We start from the raw sequence: 17,215 nt of genomic DNA, 5'->3' as shown, positions 1-17,215 counted from the left end.
TGGAGATCACCTTGTCCAGCTACGTCACCCATGGACGTTTCGATATGTGCAACTTGAGGTGAGCTGTTATCGCAAATAACGGGAGCAGCCTCGGCCATCGGCGCGACGAGGAACATAATTGCGACCAAAAGGGTCAGCAATTCTTTCGCGTATCTTCGAATGGTTTGGCTTACGGCGAACATGTTTTCGCTCGAACCTTGTTATTGTATTCAAGCACAGTGCCGTGCCGATGCGAGAGTTGCGTTGACCTGGATCAAACGCGAGAACGTTTCCAGCCCCGAAGGTTGAGCCTCCGTCCAATGGCATGGTCAAAACTGGGAGGAATAGTCCCCGGGGAAATGGAGTGTAGCATGGGGATGAATGCAAGCGTGAGGAAACTAGCAGTTCTTGTTCTTCCAATAGCCGTTTTCGCCACAGCGATCTCCGTAGCAACCGCCCAAACCGCCCTGCCAAGCAACTCTATCCAAAGACAAGACGGCATGAAGGCGATGGCAAACGCCGCCAAGTCCATCAACGCCATGTTCAAGAACACGTCGCCCTACGACGCAAAAGCGTTCAAAGCGGCCGCCGAGACCATTCGGGCTCACTCGGGAGCTACCTTGTCGACGTTGTTCGACGGTTCCGGCACCACGGCTGGCTCGAAAGCCAGCGCAAGCATTGAAACCGACCGTCAACAGTTCGACAAGTTGGCAAACGATCTTGGCATTTACGCGTCGGCCCTGTCCGTCGCAGCTGACCGAAATCCCGATACGCTCGGCCCCGAAACGCGAATGCAGGGGGGCGAGGCCATGATGGGCGGACCCCTGGCACGGAAGATTGACGCCGCACGAGAAGCGGAATCAATGCCCGCCGAACATGCCTTTCATCTGATGCTTCAAACGTGCACGTCTTGCCATGCCAAGTTCCGGATCGAACCCAAGTAGCGGGAACTTGCAATCGCCGTTAGCGCCTATTTTATCGCGAATGTTACTGCCAGCTTCGAGATATGGTCGAAGCTGGCCGGTTTAGGTCATTTGCTCGGAGAGAGAACGCGATCTCGAATGAGGAGGAAGGTCCTCTCTACGCAAAACCAGAGCACGGTTGCAGCCGCAAAGCTGGTCGCCAGATAAATCACGAAGCCAAAACCACCCTGAAGGTTCTCTTCCCCGAAGATAAGTCTGTCAACATGGAAGACCGATTTGTGGGTCAGATACAGGCTGTACGACAAGGTGGCGACAATCACGGCACCCGGAACCGGCCACCGTTTCAGAACATGCTCCAAGTCGAGCATAGCGCCAAGAATTAGGGCGATGCCGATTGAAATCAGCGGAAATCCGGCAACTGCACCAAGCTGCGCCTGGAAGACGAGAAAGAGGTTTGTTCCTGCAAGTGGTCCTCGGATGGAAAACAGTACAAGTGCCGCCACGACGAGAGCGGCTCCTAACGGCAGGGCGACACGCGGAGGCGCGTGACGCTTGCAGAGTTCCGGTTTGAAAAATCTTGCCGCAGCGAGGATCACACCGAACATCAGGCCATCCAGGCGGGTGTATGTCGGATAATATACGTCCCTGAGATATACGGCGAAGGCATCTCTCAGCTTGTCGGCATCAACAAGAACGCCGACCTGGCTTTCCCAAATCGCGTATCGAAGGATCATTCCCGCAACCACCAACGCCATAGCGGTCAAAAGCATCCAACCCGTGCTAATCCGACGATGCAACAGCAATACGAGAAGCGGCAAGACCAAATAGAAATGCTCCTCGACACAAAGCGACCATGCCTGCGTAAAGGCTCGTCCTACGCGAGGATCGAAGTCGAAATTTACAGTGAAGGTCGCAAAGCTCCAGACCGGTTGCATCGTCGGAGCGTCCCGGAGAATGGGGAAAATTGCGTAGAGGCCGAGAACAACGAAAAACGCCGGGAAAATACGAAAGGCACGGCGCAGATAGAAGGACTTCAGCCCAACGTTTCCGGTTCGGAAAACTTCCTTGAAGAGTTGGGTTCCGATCAGAAACCCGCTCAAAACAAAGAAAATATCGACCCCTAGCCACCCATAGGTACGAATGCCGACCAACAGGGATGGTGTCGCCTCGACTGGTAGGTGCACCAGCATAACAAGCAGGATCGCCAATGATCGGAGAACATCGGGGCCAACCGCCCTTGATTGTACCTTCTCCGTGGCTTGAGACGCGAGACTTCGTGCTGATGGGAAATAAGCAGAATCTGAATTGACGATAGTGTTCATTGTGACGATCCGTGGCTGTCTCTGGAAAGATTGGGACACGCCCAGGGACGTGTGGGTGCAACCATAGCTTTCTTTTTCCAGATCGAAACAGGCAGGTTCAGATAGATAAAATTAACCTAAATTTTCGTAAATTTTGAAGTGTCGCACGACCTCTTCCCTGAAATCCCTCCGGCGTGCCTATGCTGGGTCACCTTTCTGGTTGTGCAGTTTGCGCCATCCGTATCTGGTCATTCCACGCGGCTTGTAGACCGAAAGCGTCGTCGTCACGAGCAATACGACGAGGCCACCAGCGGCATGGACAACGAGCGAGCGCCTGAGACCAAGGAGATCGGCACTGGACAATGTCGTCTCAACCGCTACCGCCGCGACGTGGGCTATTCCCTCCATCTGGAGCAGCAAAACAATCACGGCCAGGAGGGTTAGGAGGAGTTTCGCCAGGACCCAATAGTGTCGGAACAAGCCCCATGTCGTGCCCAGAGACTGAGCGACGCCGATGAGCAAGGAGGCGGAAACTAAAGGAACAATGACAAAACGCGCAATCACCTCCATTGCGATATAGGCGCTCCGCGTCACCTGCGCATCCTGACTCGTGAGGCCTGCCACCGCGAGAGCGAGGAAGCCCGCGACCGCGCCGAGCGAGCCGACCGAGGAAACGATGTGCGCGATCAGGACGAACTTGCGGAGCCCGGGTCTTATATTCATGGGCGATCACCTTGTGGCGTTGTCTGGCTGCCCGTGTCAGCAGGCGACAGGTGGCGGCCAGGACCGTGAGGGCCACCGATTCCGGTGACTATCAAAATGACGGCCATCAAGATTATCACGCCGAGCATTATCCCAGAGATTTTCACCCATCGAGGCATTCCAGGGTAGGAATCCGGATCAGCCATCTTCGTTCACATTGCCCTTCGCATCTTCGTAAAGTGGACATCATGTCTGATAACAGAGATGATGTTCAACGGAGTCAACGACCAAACAGACGGGAAGGTCCGTTGTTGGACGATCTCCTCGATTTGCCCGGGAACAGCGATGGCAACAGCCAACCATACGATTGACCGCAGGATAGCCCGAACCAGGACATCGCTACACCGAGCCCTGATTTCCTTGATTATTGAAAAGGGCTACGATTCCATCACCGTTGAAGAAATATGCCAGGCAGCGAACGTAGGTCGATCAACCTTCTATCTGCACTACACGGGCAAGGATGATTTGAAGCAAAGCGGCCTCGACGGCTTGCGCAGGCAACTTGCTGAAACGGCGGCTCATGCGGCGAAGGGCGAGGGGAGCCAACGTTTGGGCTTCAGCCTCGCTATGTTCGAACATGCCCGCGACCATGTCGATGTTTATCGGGCGTTGGCGGGCAGTCGCGGAGGTGCGGTCGCACTTGGCACAATTCGCCAGATACTCTCCGATTTAGTCCGAGCCGAACTGGCGACCAATGTCGGCAAGCCCTTGCAAGATGCCATCCCGCGAGAACTCGTTGTTCAATACGTCGTTGGTGCCTACATGGCGGTACTGACCTGGTGGTTGGATGGAGGCACGAAACTGCCGCCCGACCGAGTCGATGCGATGTTTCGTCGATTGGCGTCAGAAGGGGTGATGGCGAAGGACTCTTGAAGGCCGGATCGAAAAACCCTCATTGCTTAGCGTTGACCCCAAATCGGGCATTGATATCCGGTGTTTGCTTTTCAGAGGCGTTCGCAATCTCTTCAATGATCGGGCAATCCGGTCGATCATTGCCTTGGCAATTGTTCGCCAGGTGCTTTAGGGTCTTGGTCATGGCTTGTATCGCCGCCGCCTTACGTTCCAGTTCGGCGATATGCTCAAGTGCAATCGCTTTGACGTCTGCACTCGCTCTCGAACGGTCGCGCCATAGGGTCAAAAGCGTTTTCATCTGCTCCACTGAAAAACCGAGGTCACGGGCTCCTCGGACAAACCGCAATGTATGAATGTCGTTGTCGCTGTAAGTGCGATAGCTCGCCTCCGTCCGGTGCGCGGGGCTTATCAACTTGATCTGCTCGTAGTAGCGGATCATTTTTGTAGAAACGCCGGTCGCTTTTGAGGCTTGCCCGATATTCATTTTGATATCCTCATGAGTGGACGGGCGTCCGGCCAGAACCGGACGCCCGGATTTTCAAGCTGGATTTGCCCGACGAAGCCGGAGCGCATTGCCGAGTACAAACACACTCGACATTGCCATCGCAGCCGCTGCGAATATCGGCGACATAAGGGTGCCGTTCACGGGGTACAATACGCCAGCAGCGACCGGAATCAGCAGGACGTTGTAGGCGAATGCCCAAAACAAGTTCTGCTTGATGTTCAGGATCGTGGCCTTGCTGAGGGCGATGGCCTTCGGCACACCGTTCAGGTCTCCCGACATGAGCACGACATCGGCACTTTCAATCGCGATATCAGTTCCTGTCCCTACCGCCAGGCCGACATCGGCTTCGGTCAGGGCTGGGGCATCGTTGATGCCGTCACCGATGAAGGCCACCTTTCGGTTGTCGTGTCGAAGTCTCTTGACCGCCTCGACCTTTCCCTCCGGCAAAACCTCGGCGATGACTTCGTCGATACCAAGCTGCCTGGCTATTGCCTCGGCCGTACGACGGTTATCTCCGGTGATCATCGCCACCTTCAGGCCAAGGTTATGCAGGGCCTTAATCGCCTGAGGAGTGGTTTCCTTGATTGGATCGGAAACAGCGATGATGGCCGCCAGACGTCCGTCGATTGCTGCATAGAGCGGAGACTTGCCGCTGTCGCCGAGCCGTTCGGCTTCGCGGGCGAACGTCGAAACATCGATCTTGTGTAGCTGCAGGGCGCGGTCGGCACCAACAAGGATGTCCGATCCGTCCACCGTGCCGCTCACACCAAATCCAGGTGTCGCCTCGAAATTCTTCACGGTGGCCAAACCAACGCCCTTCGCCTTCGCGGCCGATACGATAGCTTCGGCAATCGGATGCTCGGACAAGGACTCCAGGCTTGCAATCTGAGCCAGTACCAGGTCGGCGTCGAAGCCGTCGGCGACGATCAGGTCCGTCAGTTCCGGGCGTCCCTTGGTCAGGGTTCCGGTCTTGTCGAGCGCAACGACATCTGCCTCACGCAGGCTTTGCAGTGCTTCACCCTTCCGGAACAGTATGCCGAGTTCAGCTGCGCGGCCCGTGCCGACCATGATCGAGGTCGGTGTTGCCAGACCCATGGCGCAGGGGCATGCGATAATGAGAACAGCGACCGCGTTCACCAGCGCGAATGTCAGCGCAGGAGAGGGGCCGAAGACGTACCAGGCAGCGAAGGTCACGATGGCCGCGAGGATCACGGCCGGAACAAACCAACCGGTAACCTTGTCGACCAGGGCCTGGATCGGCAGTTTCGAACCCTGCGCGGCCTCGACCATCTTGATGATCTGCGCGAGCAGCGTGTCGCTGCCGACCTTGGTTGCCTTGAAGGTAAACGACCCCGTCTTGTTGATGGTGCCGCCGACCACTTCGCTGTTCGCAGACTTCTGAACGGGTACAGGCTCTCCCGTAATCATGGATTCGTCGACGTACGAACTGCCGTCTACCACAGTGCCGTCGACCGGGATTTTTTCACCCGGCCTGATCCGGATGATGTCGCCGACGACAACGTCGCTGATCTGAATCTCGACGAATTCCCCGCCATGAGAGACGAAGGCCGTCTTGGGTTGCAGGCCGACTAGCCGCTTGATCGCCTGGCTGGTCCGGCCCTTGGCGCGGGCTTCCAGGTATCGGCCGAGCAGGATCAGCGTGACGATAACGGCCGCAGCCTCGTAATAGACATTCGCGGTCCCTGGGGGCAGAAGGCCAGGCAAAAAGGTTGCAACGACCGAATAGCCCCAGGCCGCAGAAGTACCAAGGACGACAAGCGAATTCATATCAGGCGTCCAGCGTAACAGGTTTGGTACGCCCTTCTGGAAGAACCTCAGGCCCGGACCAAACAGGACCACGGTCGCCAGCACGAACTGGAGATAAAGATTGTTGCGCATCCCGATGGTGTCCATGATCAGTTCGTGGACGCCGGGTATGAAGTGGGAGCCCATCTCCAACAGGAAGAGCGGAAGTGTCAGCAACGCCGAGAAAAACAGCAGGTTCTTGAGCGTACGTATCTCGACGGTACGATGGTCGTCACCGTCACCGCTGACCTCAGTGGCGACCACCTTGCGAACGTCATAACCTGCACCCCGGACGGCTGCCTCAAGCGCAGTTATCTCAGTCGTTCCGGAGATGAGACGAACGGTCGCCTTTTCCGTAGCGAGGTTCACAGAAGCGTCGATGACACCGGGCACCGCCTTCAGCGCCTTTTCAACACGAGAGACGCACGAGGCGCAGGTCATGCCTTCGACACTGAGTTCCTGGGTGACGATCTTGGGCTCATATCCAGCCTTTTCGATTGCGCGGAGAACCCCACTGGTGTCCGGCGCTCCATTGAAGCGAACGGTTGCTCGTTCCGTAGCCAAATTAACATTGGCGGAAGCCACGCCCGGCACGGCCGCAATAGCTTTTTCCACACGGAGAACGCAGGATGAGCATGTCATCCCCTCGATGCCAAAATCGGTGGCAAGGGGTAGCGGAGAGGCTGGGGTAAACTTTGAAATCGCAGTCATCGGAGGAATCCTTTTCCTAACTGCATAGATAGGTAAAGCTTCCAAAGATGGTAAGGTCAAGAGCGGTTTTGCGAAAAACGCGGAAAGATGGAGTTGACGTGATCTACGAAGACGAGTTGCCGACATCGCTGGCCGAACGAGCAACGATGATGGAACAGTTGATGACGGCGAGGGCAGCCTCGCTGTCAACACGGCAGGGGCAGTTGCGACATTTCAGGTGGAAACATTGGCCGCCAAAAGAGGATGATGCTGCGCTTTCTGCTCTTGATGACCATGATAAAGTCTATCGTTTAACGAGCTGCTGAGTCGTTTCCTGAAACATCACTACATTCCCCAGTTCTACCTGAAGCCTTGGCTCGGAGCAGATAACAAGCTCACGGAGTACCGGCGGCTCAAATTCCCGCACGAGCAGTTTCCCAGGCTTGAGATAAAGAGGCGAGGGACCGGAGAGACCGGTTATGCAGAGAACCTCTACATCATTCCTGGTGCCACTCCTGAGACAAAGCAGAACATCGAAAAGATATTCATGGGAGCGGTCGACAAGAAGGCGGCGGATGCTCGTGACCAGCTGCTCCAGAGCAACATCCCGACCGATCCAGAGTTAAGGCATGCTTGGGCGCGTTTTCTTCTGTCTCTGATCATCCGCACTCCCGAGGAGATTCGAGCGTTCAAGGTCAAAGTTATTAGAGACATGGATGTGCCCGATCCGGCTTTCCAAGCCCGGTATGACCAGGTGCGCAAGGAAAATTGGCCTTCCACGCTGGAAGATTATATGAAGCTGGAGAGCCCCAAGATGCTGGAACGGACCGCCATTATGGTTGCGACCAAGCTCATCCAGAACGAAAACGTTCTTCGGACCTTCATGGGTGCGATGTGGTGGGTTTTGGATATTTCGGCCGTTTCCAGGCGCATCCTGACCTCTGACCATCCGGTCATCATGACAAATGGGCTCGGAAGACCCGATGGGCATTTCGCGCTACCGCTCAGTCCGACGAAGGTATTCGTCGCTTTTATGAATGCCGAATTTGGTGAGGCTGTTCGGCGGATACCTATCGGCCGCATTGTGCGAGAGGTGAATGACGGAGTGATAGGTCAGGGGCGTCGTTCTGTGTATGCGGCTGATGAGCAGAGCACGACCGAAGTGAAGAAGCGCATGGGTAAGCGGGATTATATGCTCCCGTTTCCACGCGAGATCATGAAGAACTGAAGGTCGGTCGGCATCGAGCTGCGTAAGCCGATCTATCATGGCGAATTTGGTTCCATCATGGCGCGTCGTTATGCATGGCTCCGGCTGTGGCGACAGGTTTCAGAAGTTGCGTAGGAAACGAATGCGGGCGAGAATGCCGTGTTGCTAGGGATCAAATCTTCGAGCGATGGAGGGCGATGTGGGGCAGCGAGAGAATTCGGCCAAAGCACCGGCCACCGTTGCGTTCATAGATATTGCGGGATTCAGCGCTATTGCGGACGTTTATGGTGACGCGGCTGCGCTTGACGTGCTTGAAGTATTCGAGAGCATGGTCCGCGACGCCCTCAGCGGCTATGAGCCCCCGATCAAATGGATCGGCGATGAGGCAATGCTCTCGTTTCCTGAGCCGGATACAGCGATCCAGGTGCTTGGAACGCTGTTGCAGGCATGTCGTAAAGAATCCCGGCTACCGCTCACTCGGACGGGGCTGAACCATGGGCCGGTCATCTACAGAGCTGGTGATCTCTTTGGATCGACCGTCAACATTGCAGCACGAATCGCCGCGCTCGCATCGCCTGGGCAATTGCTTGCCACTCAACCCATTGCCGAGGCGGCTGTCACAAGAGGTATCCTGGTGCGAGACCTCGGAATGGTGGCACTTAGATCGGTAACCGGGGAAGTCCCTCTCTATGAGATCGAGCTTGCTCCGTCGGCTGACCCGGCCTGGATCGATCCTGTGTGTAAGATGCATGCGCCGTACTCATCCTATAGGCGCGCCGCCCCGGAGGGGCCGTGGTTTTGTTCGCCGCGTTGTGAGGAAGCATATCGGCGGTCGCCGCAAACCTATGAGGTGCCCCGGTGACCCGACAAGGGTCGTAGGACGTCATTGAATTGGCACGGGTAGCTGAGGAACCCAGAAAATGATCCAAAATGAATTGACTGTCGGTGCTCTTGATCGTCATCTCGTGCAACGGCCGGTCACGCCGCTTTCGGGAGTTATCCCGCAAGGTTTCCATGCGGGACATGAGAAGCGATCAGCGCCGGTTGAAAATCGGGTACGTACCTCAAGTAACGTGTCATGTTTTCATCTTGAACCCCTGATACTTTGGACTAAAGTTGCATGTGCTGGAGGTCGCGAGGAGGCGGCTTCCGCCAAAAAAAATGTCAATTCTTGGGAGGGAAATGATGCAGAATTCTGAGGTCGCAATACCACCAAAAGACCTCAACATGCTCCAGTCGGTTCTTGACGCTTGGTGCACACAGCAGCGCATTCCGCGTAAGGATGCGACTGCGGAAGCGAAGATATTGATCAACGAGTACAAGCGCGGCAATCGTTCGCAGCTCAAGCTCATCGACGCACTTATAAACAGCACAACGCACTAGCTGGCTCAACTGCCGCTTGTAGTCGAAAACCCGGCCTAAACAGCCGGGTTTTCATGCCGAAATGAAATACGCCCGCGCAATCAACATAGCAGGCCTCGACTTGATCAATTGCTCTATGTCTCATCGGTGAGGCGAATAATAAGCCTCCTGCTGCATGTATTCGACATAGTCATCGTATCGCGCCGTGGAAATTTCGTTCCGCGCGTCCCCGATGCATTCGGGGCAGACCTCGTCGTAATCCATACCGAACCGGTTAAGAACGACATATCGGCCCTCGTCAAGATCGGTGTCGAAGTCGTCGTGCAGGGAAATCATTTCCTCGGGAAAATAGGTGTAGGTGCCGCATCGGGGACATTCCACCGTCTCATGGTGATGCATACAGGTGTAGCAAGCACATTCGGCATCGAACAAAACAAATGTGGTCTCAAAACACTCGGGGCAGTCCCTAATATCCTGATCTGGAATATTTTTCTCCGCAATGCGATGCAGTGCCCGTTTGCGTAACTCTTTTCGGGCGGCATTCCACTGAATGATTTGATCCAAGTCAGCTGGACGCAAGAACTCGTTTACCGAGGTGGAGAGGTGGTGGCGGAAAAAATCGGCTACGAAGGAGAACACAAAGCAAAACGAATTTTGAGCATGATGAACATTTAGACGGCTTTCAGCATGCGTCAGTTCGTTCCGCAGCTTGATCGCCGCGTGCAGCCGTTTGTTATCCGTTTCGCTGAAATGGATGGTTCCTATTTTCGGATTGCTCAGTCGCTTGATTGCTCCTGTAATGTTGATCGTATGTTTGGGGTCATCAATGTTTTCAAAAATAAACATTGGATGGATTTCTTCGAGCTTCGCCTTGAGCGCCAACTCCAGGGATTGCACGAGGGTTGTGATCGCAAATTGCCACTGACGCGGCTCGCCATGGGCAAGCACGGCCTTCGAGACGGATTCCGCCAGAAAGGCTTGGCTGTTCGTTCGTAGGGTCAGCCGTATTTCGTCTGCCATTTCCATCCACACAGCTTTCAATTGGCAAGGATACAACGCGGAAATTCCAGCATGGTCAGGCTGGTATCAATTTGGCTGGAAGCGATCATAGGTGTCTTCGACCTCTTCCTCTCCTTGATGCTTAGGACCCGCGTTTTCGAAATGAAGTAGGGTCAGTTCCTGATCGAAGCGGTCTGATCTCATGCACATCTCTACGACAGGTTCATCGAACCAGATGCCGCTGGGCTGCCGAACGCCAGTCATAGCCTCCTGGCCAAATTGCTTGCGGACTGCAATCGCTGCAGCAGGAAGTTCTACAACCTCATTCTTCGTGCGAAAATATCGCCCGGACTTAAGTGCCGCGTCACTTGATTTCGCCCAATAAGCAAAGCCTTCATTTGATACAACAAGGAGCGCCCGCGTATCGGTGTATTCGAGCCAACGCAAAATAGCGGCGGTCAGAGAGACGCCGTAGCGGGCTGCCATATTGCCCAGTTTTTCAATATCCGGGCGCTCTTTAGGGGTGACTTTTCGCCGGAAGTCATGAAGGGGCATGAGCAGGGCGGCAGCGAACTGGTCGGCTTCCTTTTCAATCCCTTCACCCGCGCGGCGATTGACGCTGTTTTCATCACAGAAAATGCCGCCATCGAAACGGTCATCTTCTTCGATGAGACGGCGATGCAAGATGTAATGCCCAAATTCGTGGGCGACAGTAAAAGCTCTCCGGGTTTCTGGTTGGCTTTTTTCGTAGGCAATACCCCATTGCCTCGGTTTGGTTTGGCTATAGACCAGGGCTCCAACGCACCCCGGCAGATGTTTCCCTGTGACCTCGTGAATGGGACTGACCGGATTGATGTTTCGGGAATATTCCATCGCCAAATTTGTAATATCGACAGGGCGACGGTCGAACCGATCCTCCCCAATACCAGGTCCAACATCTTGGTGATGCGGCCAGATTCAACAAGCGGCTTCGGCCCCATACGAACGGTCATTTTTTTCCCAACTTGGCCAAGGATTCTGCCATGTCTCTCAGAACCTTCCGAGTGTCATCCGGCAATCCGCTGTACTGTCGGAAGAAGGCGATGTCCTCGGCCTGCGTGCGATTCTGCTCGTCGCTTCCGATCAAATAATCTGCGGTGACTCCCAACGCTTTTGCGATATCGGCGAGCTTTTCAGCGGAGGGACGAGGCGGATTTTTGTTTTCCAGCTCCCAGATGTAACTCTTTGATGATCCTGACAATTCGGCAAGCTGGTCAAGAGTCAACTTTTTGTCCGTGCGCAGCGCTTTGATGCGAGCGCCTAGTTTATTCTGCATGATCCGATCTCCTTCTTTTTCTCGTTTTTCCACAGGTTCGGAGTAGCGATATTTTAGAACCCTTGACTTCGAATATCAAGACCATCATATAGAGTTCGGAGTAGCGAACTTTTTAATTAAGTTTTAGCGAACTCAGCACGACCAAAAAGGGGAGCCCACAATGATCAGCACACTTGCGCGTCACAAACCGAAACTGGAGAGTAAACATGACGAGACGTACGGTCGATGGAATTGACCCATTCTTAAACCGCATCGACGCGATCCTCGCAGAGATCGCGTTCAGCGTTCAGCTACCGCCGTCTTTGCACGGCAAAGCCGTCGACCGGTACGAGGCGGTCAGAAAACACCTCGAAGCCACGACCTCGATCTTTTATGACCAGATCGAACACTTCTATCCGCAGGGTTCCATGGCCATTGATGCCACAATCTCAAATCGTGGAACTGACGACGAATACGACCTGGATATCATTGCCCAGTTGGGCGAGCGTTTCCGTTCAATGTCGCCCATCGGAATTCTTACCGAACTTGAAAAAGGCCTTATCGGCTATCGCGGCCTGACAGTCGTTCGCCAGACGCGGTGCGTCACGATCTACTACGCCGACCAAATGCACCTGGATATCTCCCCCTCACTCAGGGATGTCGGAACCTTGGAACGGCAGAGCGTGATTATGCATGCTAAGGGCCCGAAGGCTTCAGACGATGATCAAGAGGTCCCGATGAATGCCTACGGCTTCGGCGAGTGGTACATCGAGCGGACCCCGACGGAATTGAAGGTCGTCGAAGCTTTTAAACGGCGGTGGGAAGATGCCGAACATCGCCGCGTAAAAGCAGACGCGGACGTTGATGAAGTGCCTCTCCAGACAGAATTCGTTGTCAAGAGCAACACGACCTTAGCGCTTCAGTTGATCAAGCGGTTCCGAAATGTCCGGTATGCTGACCGTCCGGGACGGATGCCGCCATCCGTTATGCTCTCCTACTTCGCGGGTTTGGCGGCGAGGCCGGGCAGCTCGTTGACAGAAGCTCTATTGCGCATCACCAAGTGGATCATCAACGAGATTGAACAGGCGACCATCCGCAATCAGAAGCTCCGGGTCGAAAACCCCGTATACAGCGAGGATGTCTTCACCGACCGGTGGCCTGAAACAATTGATCAGCAGAAGCGGTTTGCTGCTGATCTTCGCGACTTGGTGCGGGGGATCGAAAGGGCGGTCAACAACGAAATGTTGCCGACCGAACTGCAGGACTGGCTTCGCGAAATGTTTGGGGATCGTGTCGTCACGAAAGCGGTTGACCAAATGGCGATGCAGACACGCCTTGCGGCAGAGCAGGGCCGTCAAGGTTATACCAAACGTGGCGGCATCCTGGTACCGGCCGCTCCAGTGGTGATCACCTCTTCGCAGAGTTCCGCATACGCTTCGCCCGTACAGGGTTCGCGTCACACCTACTTTGGAAGCAATTTCAAATGAGGGGAGGGTTCAAAGCAGTTGAGGAACAGATCACCGCCATGCAAGCCGATTGGCCGCTGTTTCGCGTACGAAAAGCGGGGCCTGAAGCGGCAATCTGGACCGGGGAATTGAAGCCGCAATTCTCGGCATACCGGATCGAGGTCCGGTATGCCGTCGGCGGCTCACCTGAGGTCAGAGTCATTTCTCCCGAGTTGATAAGGTTGCCTGAAAATATAGAAGGGCCGTTGCCGCATGTATACGGCCCCCTTACCGACCCGACACTTTGTCTATTCGACCCGGCAACCGGCGAGTGGGACGGGTCGATGTTGCTTTCCCGTACCACGATACCTTGGACAATTGACTGGCTCACTTTTTACGAATTCTGGGTGATGACCGGGAAATGGTCAGGCGGCGGTCGCCATCCCAAATGTTCGCCGTCAACGGAGACCCAACAATGAATTATGTAGCTCCACCGCGTTCCGATGGCACCATCCAATATACCAGGAAGAAGTTGCCGTGGCCGAAAGACCGCCCGTTCCGTATCCTATCGATTGATGGCGGCGGTATCCGAGGCATCTTCCCGGCCGCATATCTTGCAGAGATCGAGAAGCGTTTCCTCGGTGGTGCGTCGATTGTCAATCATTTCGACATGATCGCTGGGACGTCGACTGGTGGAATTATCGCCTTGGGTCTTGCCCACGGCATGTCTGCGAAACAGGTGCTCGAAATCTATACGGAGCGCGGCGATATCATCTTCCCATCACCGAGGGGCTTCGCTCGCCTTCGGCAGCTGGCTCGTTTTCTCTTTCGGCCCAAACATGACCAATCGGTCCTGAAGGGAGAACTTTTTCGGATTTTTGGCGACAAGGTCATCAATGACGCAACAACGCGCTTGGTCATTCCAAGTTTCGAAGGCGTACATGGCGAGCCATTCATCTACAAGTCGCCCCATCATCCCGACTATCAGAAGGATCGCCATAAGAGTTTCGCCCATGTCGCATTGCACACCACTGCGGCACCTGCTTACTACCCTGCAGTCGAAAACGATGGCCATATCATGATCGATGGCGGTGTTTGGGCGAACAACCCAATCATGAACGCCTTAGTGGATGTCCTCGCGTGTTATGACGTGCCACGCGATAACATCCGCATTCTTTCGCTCGGAACCGGCGACGAGACTTTGAAGCTGCGCAACAAGCATTTCAACGGCGGCGTGAACGGGTGGGGCATATCTTTCGGGGTGCCACCACTGTTCAAGATCGCAGCCAGGGCGCAGTCAAAGAACGCCTTGGGACAGGCCTACCTTCTTGCCGGGAAGAACAATGTTGTACGCGTTGATGTGCCCGAGCACCATCAACTCATAGGTCTGGATGACGTTCTGAGGTCTAAGCGGGAATTGCCATTGGTTGCCCGTGCGCAAGCTGATGCCTCAGGCCACTACATCCAAGGTGTTTTTCTGTCAGACTCGGTCGATCCGTTTCATCCTTGTGCGCTCAGGTGATCCGGTTTCACATGCCAACGTCCTTCCAAACATCACTCCGAAGGCTGTAATTATCGACCTCCACCGAGGTCCATCGGCGAGCAAGTGTCCACTCGGCGTATTAGTCGTCCGGTCCGTCGTCGGGAGCCAAATTGTGGGCTCGCCATTCCTGCTTGGGGATTTCGCTGCCCACCAAAAACGCAAATGACACAATATTACTGATGTCGGCGGTCACGGCGCATTTGAAACCGATGTTGTACCAATGACTTTTACTTCGAAATGCACCGCCCTCGGCGTCAATCGCGGTGGCTGCCATTTTCGGGTCTGACATCGCGTAGGCCACCAGGTAGTCCGGTTGAAACGTTTTGTTCCATCTATGGACCTGCTCCATAGCTTCGATGTTGCACAACTGAATCATATGCTCTTCGGTCGCCAATTTGCGGAGAGCTTCTCGAACCTTCTTGCTCCTTGGGGCCGCCAGTATCTTGGCGGCATACAGTTGGCTCGCAGCAACCATCCGTGCTGGCTCGACATCGCGTTTTCCGACAGGCGGCAGCTCTTCGGCACTCGCCTTGTTGGTTTCCTCGGCCTGAACAGCCGGGGTCTCCGCAACAGGGGCAATATGCTCGGTGGCTATTGGCGGCTGCACCGCGAGGTCCACATTTTGCGGTGAGACCATCTCAACGGCGATACCCTCGTCATCAGGTGGTACGAATTTGGGGACGCCTGGAATAAAGCTTAGAACGATAATGCCGAAAACCAAGTGGGCTATAACAGAGCTGGCTCGGTTTGTCTGAACAGTTCCGGGCGTTTTGCTAAGTGGATTTCCGCCTCGATTATGCTGCCACCATCATCGGCGTCAGCGCATTGAAGTAAGCCCGATCCGGCGTCTGCCGGTCAAGGGATGAATGTGGGCGTCGGGTGTTGTAAAAGCTCAGATATCGGCCGATGGCAGCGCGGGCCTCGGAAACGCTCTTGTAGGCGTGGAGATAGATCTCCTCGTATTTGATCGACCGCCAGAGCCGTTCGACGAAGACATTGTCTCGCCACGCGCCTTTGCCATCCATGGAGATGGCGATGTCGGCGTTCTTCAGAACGGCGGTGAAGTCGACGGAGGTGAACTGCGACCCCTGATCGGTGTTGAAGATGTCGGGCTTGCCATAGCGGGCAAGCGCTTCTTCGACCGCTTCTATGCAGAAGGCTGCTTCCATCGTGATCGACAGCCGCCACGATAGGACCTTCCGGCTGAACCAGTCCACGACAGCGCAGAGATAGACGAAGCCCCGTGCCATCGGAATGTAGGTCAGGTCCATCGCCCAGACCTGATTGGGTCTGGTGACCGCCAGCTTGCGAAGGAGATAGGGATAGACCTTGTGTCCTGGTGCCGGTTTCGAGGTGTTCGGGCGACGGTAAATCGCCTCGATGCCCATCTTCTTCATCAGGGTGGCGACGTGCAGCCGTCCGGTTTGCAGCCCTTCTGCCTTCAAAAGCCCTTGCAACATCCGGCTTCCGGCAAACGGGTAATCGAGATGCAGTTCGTCGATCCGGCGCATCAAAGCCAGATCGACGTCCGACACGGGACGTGGAGAATAATAGACGCTGCCACGGCTGAAGCCGAGAAGCTTCGCCTGGCGCACGACCGACAGTTTGTGCTCGCGGTCGATCATTTCTTTCCGCCCGGCAATCCCGCCTTTCCGAGCGCACCGGACAAAAAATCGTTCTCCAGCGTCAGTTCGCCGATCTTGGCGTGCAGCGTTTTGACATCGACGGTTGGACCCGCCGGCTCCGCCTTGGCTTCATCGCCGAAAACGCCCGTCGCCCCCTCAAGGAGCTGGTCTTTCCACTGCTTGATCTGATTGGCGTGCACGTCGAACTGCTGGGACAGTTCCACCAGCGTCTGTTCGCCCCTGATCGCGGCGAGCGCCACCTTTGCCTTGAAAGCCGGGCTATGGTTCCGGCGCGGTCGTCTCGTCATGGTATCTCCTGTTCCCGGCATCTAAGCCGAAGTCAGGCAGAAATTCCACTTATCCTGGCTGTTCAGATTTCCCGAGCCAGCTCTAACAGAGGCAAGGACGCTCCAGTTCCAGCCTTCGTGCTTCGACTTCGCGCCGAAAAACCTCAATGGCAGCGATGCCGTGGATGCGACAACATCGACATCTGACAAACTGACTGTCGGGTAGCTCGAAGAATTCATTCAGTCCAGTCCGAAGCAAGCCGGTAAACTCGCCGTTTCCGCATGGTTCGGCCAGGGAGATACCACTTCATCGCATAATTGCCCCTGGCAAATTCATGCATATATCGCAGCAGGTGATGCCCTCGCTCGTCAGCGGAGGCATCGCCTTGCTCATTAAAGTCGGCTGATAGTCACAGGATAACCAGCTTGCTCAATCGCCTGGCCAATCACGGAAGGATCAAGGGCTGTCTCCACCTTCGCCTTCCTTGACGCTAGATCGATTGTAACATCGGCGCTCGGATCGGCCGATTTGATAGCTTTCTCCACGGTACCCTTGCAGTGGCCGCATGTCATGTTCGGGATATCGAACTCATACATCTGTTGTCTCCTTTTCGATGTGTTGCCATGAATGTGGG

General features: G+C 55.2%; 20 protein-coding genes. 10 read left to right on the top strand and 10 right to left on the bottom strand.

Annotation, left to right across the window (positions count from 1 at the left end; genetic code table 11):
* Nucleotides 1-350 precede the first annotated feature (350 nt).
* A complete protein-coding gene (locus BA011_RS09940; RefSeq protein WP_065280321.1) occupies nucleotides 351-923 on the top strand; it encodes a cytochrome c in 573 nt (190 codons plus the stop codon).
* Between the two features lie 86 nt (nucleotides 924-1,009).
* Here BA011_RS09940 and BA011_RS09935 read toward each other — a convergent pair whose 3' ends face one another.
* Together BA011_RS09935 and BA011_RS09930 are read right to left on the bottom strand one after the other, a co-directional pair.
* Nucleotides 1,010-2,224 (bottom strand): acyltransferase family protein, encoded by a 1,215-nt coding sequence (locus tag BA011_RS09935; protein WP_065282483.1) that lies wholly within the window; start codon nucleotides 2,222-2,224, stop codon nucleotides 1,010-1,012.
* A gap of 177 nt (nucleotides 2,225-2,401) precedes the next feature.
* A complete protein-coding gene (locus BA011_RS09930; RefSeq protein WP_065280320.1) occupies nucleotides 2,402-2,926 on the bottom strand; it encodes a hypothetical protein in 525 nt (174 codons plus the stop codon).
* 324 nt (nucleotides 2,927-3,250) lie between these two features.
* Here BA011_RS09930 and BA011_RS09925 point away from each other — a divergent pair, with 324 nt between their 5' ends.
* On the top strand, nucleotides 3,251-3,838 hold the full coding sequence (locus BA011_RS09925; protein WP_151343429.1) for a TetR/AcrR family transcriptional regulator: 588 nt from the start codon (nucleotides 3,251-3,253) through the stop codon (nucleotides 3,836-3,838).
* 19 nt (nucleotides 3,839-3,857) lie between these two features.
* On the opposite strand, the gene cueR is transcribed toward BA011_RS09925, so the two are convergent.
* Together cueR and BA011_RS09915 are read right to left on the bottom strand one after the other, a co-directional pair.
* A complete protein-coding gene (gene cueR / locus BA011_RS09920) occupies nucleotides 3,858-4,301 on the bottom strand; it encodes a Cu(I)-responsive transcriptional regulator (protein ID WP_062583472.1) in 444 nt (147 codons plus the stop codon).
* Between the two features lie 54 nt (nucleotides 4,302-4,355).
* Nucleotides 4,356-6,839, bottom strand: a complete 2,484-nt coding sequence (locus tag BA011_RS09915) for a heavy metal translocating P-type ATPase (protein WP_065280318.1) — start codon at nucleotides 6,837-6,839, stop codon at nucleotides 4,356-4,358.
* 98 nt (nucleotides 6,840-6,937) lie between these two features.
* Between BA011_RS09915 and BA011_RS41345 the strand changes: the two genes are divergently transcribed.
* The 5 genes from BA011_RS41345 (at nucleotide 6,938) to BA011_RS09900 (ending at nucleotide 9,408) form a co-directional block, all read left to right on the top strand.
* Nucleotides 6,938-7,144 (top strand): hypothetical protein, encoded by a 207-nt coding sequence (locus BA011_RS41345; RefSeq protein ID WP_151343428.1) that lies wholly within the window; start codon nucleotides 6,938-6,940, stop codon nucleotides 7,142-7,144.
* Entirely contained in the window at nucleotides 7,138-8,046 is a 909-nt protein-coding gene (locus BA011_RS09910) for a DUF4238 domain-containing protein (protein ID WP_151343427.1), read from the top strand. The genes BA011_RS41345 and BA011_RS09910 overlap by 7 nt, the downstream gene beginning before the upstream one ends.
* Before the next feature lie 166 nt (nucleotides 8,047-8,212).
* On the top strand, nucleotides 8,213-8,887 hold the full coding sequence (locus BA011_RS09905) for an adenylate/guanylate cyclase domain-containing protein (protein ID WP_062583475.1): 675 nt from the start codon (nucleotides 8,213-8,215) through the stop codon (nucleotides 8,885-8,887).
* A gap of 58 nt (nucleotides 8,888-8,945) precedes the next feature.
* A complete protein-coding gene (locus tag BA011_RS41340; RefSeq protein ID WP_151343426.1) occupies nucleotides 8,946-9,224 on the top strand; it encodes a hypothetical protein in 279 nt (92 codons plus the stop codon).
* Nucleotides 9,211-9,408: a hypothetical protein gene (locus BA011_RS09900; protein WP_151343425.1), complete on the top strand. Its 198-nt coding sequence runs from the start codon at nucleotides 9,211-9,213 to the stop codon at nucleotides 9,406-9,408. The genes BA011_RS41340 and BA011_RS09900 overlap by 14 nt, the downstream gene beginning before the upstream one ends.
* Before the next feature lie 120 nt (nucleotides 9,409-9,528).
* On the opposite strand, the gene BA011_RS09895 is transcribed toward BA011_RS09900, so the two are convergent.
* The 3 genes from BA011_RS09895 to BA011_RS09885 all read right to left on the bottom strand — a co-directional run bounded on the left by BA011_RS09895 (nucleotide 9,529) and on the right by BA011_RS09885 (nucleotide 11,701).
* Nucleotides 9,529-10,413: a hypothetical protein gene (locus tag BA011_RS09895; protein WP_065280315.1), complete on the bottom strand. Its 885-nt coding sequence runs from the start codon at nucleotides 10,411-10,413 to the stop codon at nucleotides 9,529-9,531.
* A gap of 60 nt (nucleotides 10,414-10,473) precedes the next feature.
* Nucleotides 10,474-11,259 carry an ImmA/IrrE family metallo-endopeptidase gene (locus BA011_RS09890; protein WP_237352665.1) on the bottom strand — a complete coding sequence of 262 codons (786 nt, stop codon included), beginning with the start codon at nucleotides 11,257-11,259 and terminating at the stop codon, nucleotides 10,474-10,476.
* A gap of 115 nt (nucleotides 11,260-11,374) precedes the next feature.
* Entirely contained in the window at nucleotides 11,375-11,701 is a 327-nt protein-coding gene (locus BA011_RS09885; protein WP_062583482.1) for a helix-turn-helix domain-containing protein, read from the bottom strand.
* Between the two features lie 206 nt (nucleotides 11,702-11,907).
* Between BA011_RS09885 and BA011_RS09880 the strand changes: the two genes are divergently transcribed.
* The 3 genes from BA011_RS09880 to BA011_RS09870 are packed head-to-tail and all read left to right on the top strand — an operon-like array spanning nucleotide 11,908 to nucleotide 14,647.
* Nucleotides 11,908-13,167: a nucleotidyltransferase gene (locus BA011_RS09880; RefSeq protein WP_065280314.1), complete on the top strand. Its 1,260-nt coding sequence runs from the start codon at nucleotides 11,908-11,910 to the stop codon at nucleotides 13,165-13,167.
* Nucleotides 13,164-13,604, top strand: a complete 441-nt coding sequence (locus tag BA011_RS09875) for a hypothetical protein (RefSeq protein WP_065280313.1) — start codon at nucleotides 13,164-13,166, stop codon at nucleotides 13,602-13,604. The genes BA011_RS09880 and BA011_RS09875 overlap by 4 nt, the downstream gene beginning before the upstream one ends.
* On the top strand, nucleotides 13,601-14,647 hold the full coding sequence (locus BA011_RS09870) for a CBASS cGAMP-activated phospholipase (RefSeq protein WP_065280312.1): 1,047 nt from the start codon (nucleotides 13,601-13,603) through the stop codon (nucleotides 14,645-14,647). The genes BA011_RS09875 and BA011_RS09870 overlap by 4 nt, the downstream gene beginning before the upstream one ends.
* A gap of 100 nt (nucleotides 14,648-14,747) precedes the next feature.
* Here the strand turns inward: BA011_RS09870 and BA011_RS09865 are convergent, their stop codons facing one another.
* The 3 genes from BA011_RS09865 to BA011_RS09850 form a co-directional block, all read right to left on the bottom strand.
* Nucleotides 14,748-15,389 (bottom strand): DUF930 domain-containing protein, encoded by a 642-nt coding sequence (locus BA011_RS09865; protein ID WP_151343424.1) that lies wholly within the window; start codon nucleotides 15,387-15,389, stop codon nucleotides 14,748-14,750.
* Nucleotides 15,390-15,462: 73 nt separating this feature from the next.
* Nucleotides 15,463-16,601 (bottom strand): IS3 family transposase gene (locus BA011_RS09860; RefSeq protein WP_186806533.1). Its coding sequence is split into 2 segments (ribosomal slippage): nucleotides 15,463-16,343 and nucleotides 16,343-16,601, totalling 1,140 coding nucleotides; the frame shifts between segments, so codons are not numbered across the junction.
* Between the two features lie 372 nt (nucleotides 16,602-16,973).
* Complete coding sequence (locus tag BA011_RS09850; RefSeq protein ID WP_065280308.1) at nucleotides 16,974-17,177, bottom strand: heavy-metal-associated domain-containing protein; 204 nt, start codon at nucleotides 17,175-17,177, stop codon at nucleotides 16,974-16,976.
* Nucleotides 17,178-17,215 lie beyond the last annotated feature (38 nt).

This window comes from Rhizobium leguminosarum, from assembly GCF_001679785.1.
Lineage (GTDB): Bacteria > Pseudomonadota > Alphaproteobacteria > Rhizobiales > Rhizobiaceae > Rhizobium > Rhizobium leguminosarum_R.
The sequence above is the reverse complement of the archived record's forward strand: the minus strand, read 5'-3'. Positions and strand labels throughout refer to the sequence as shown.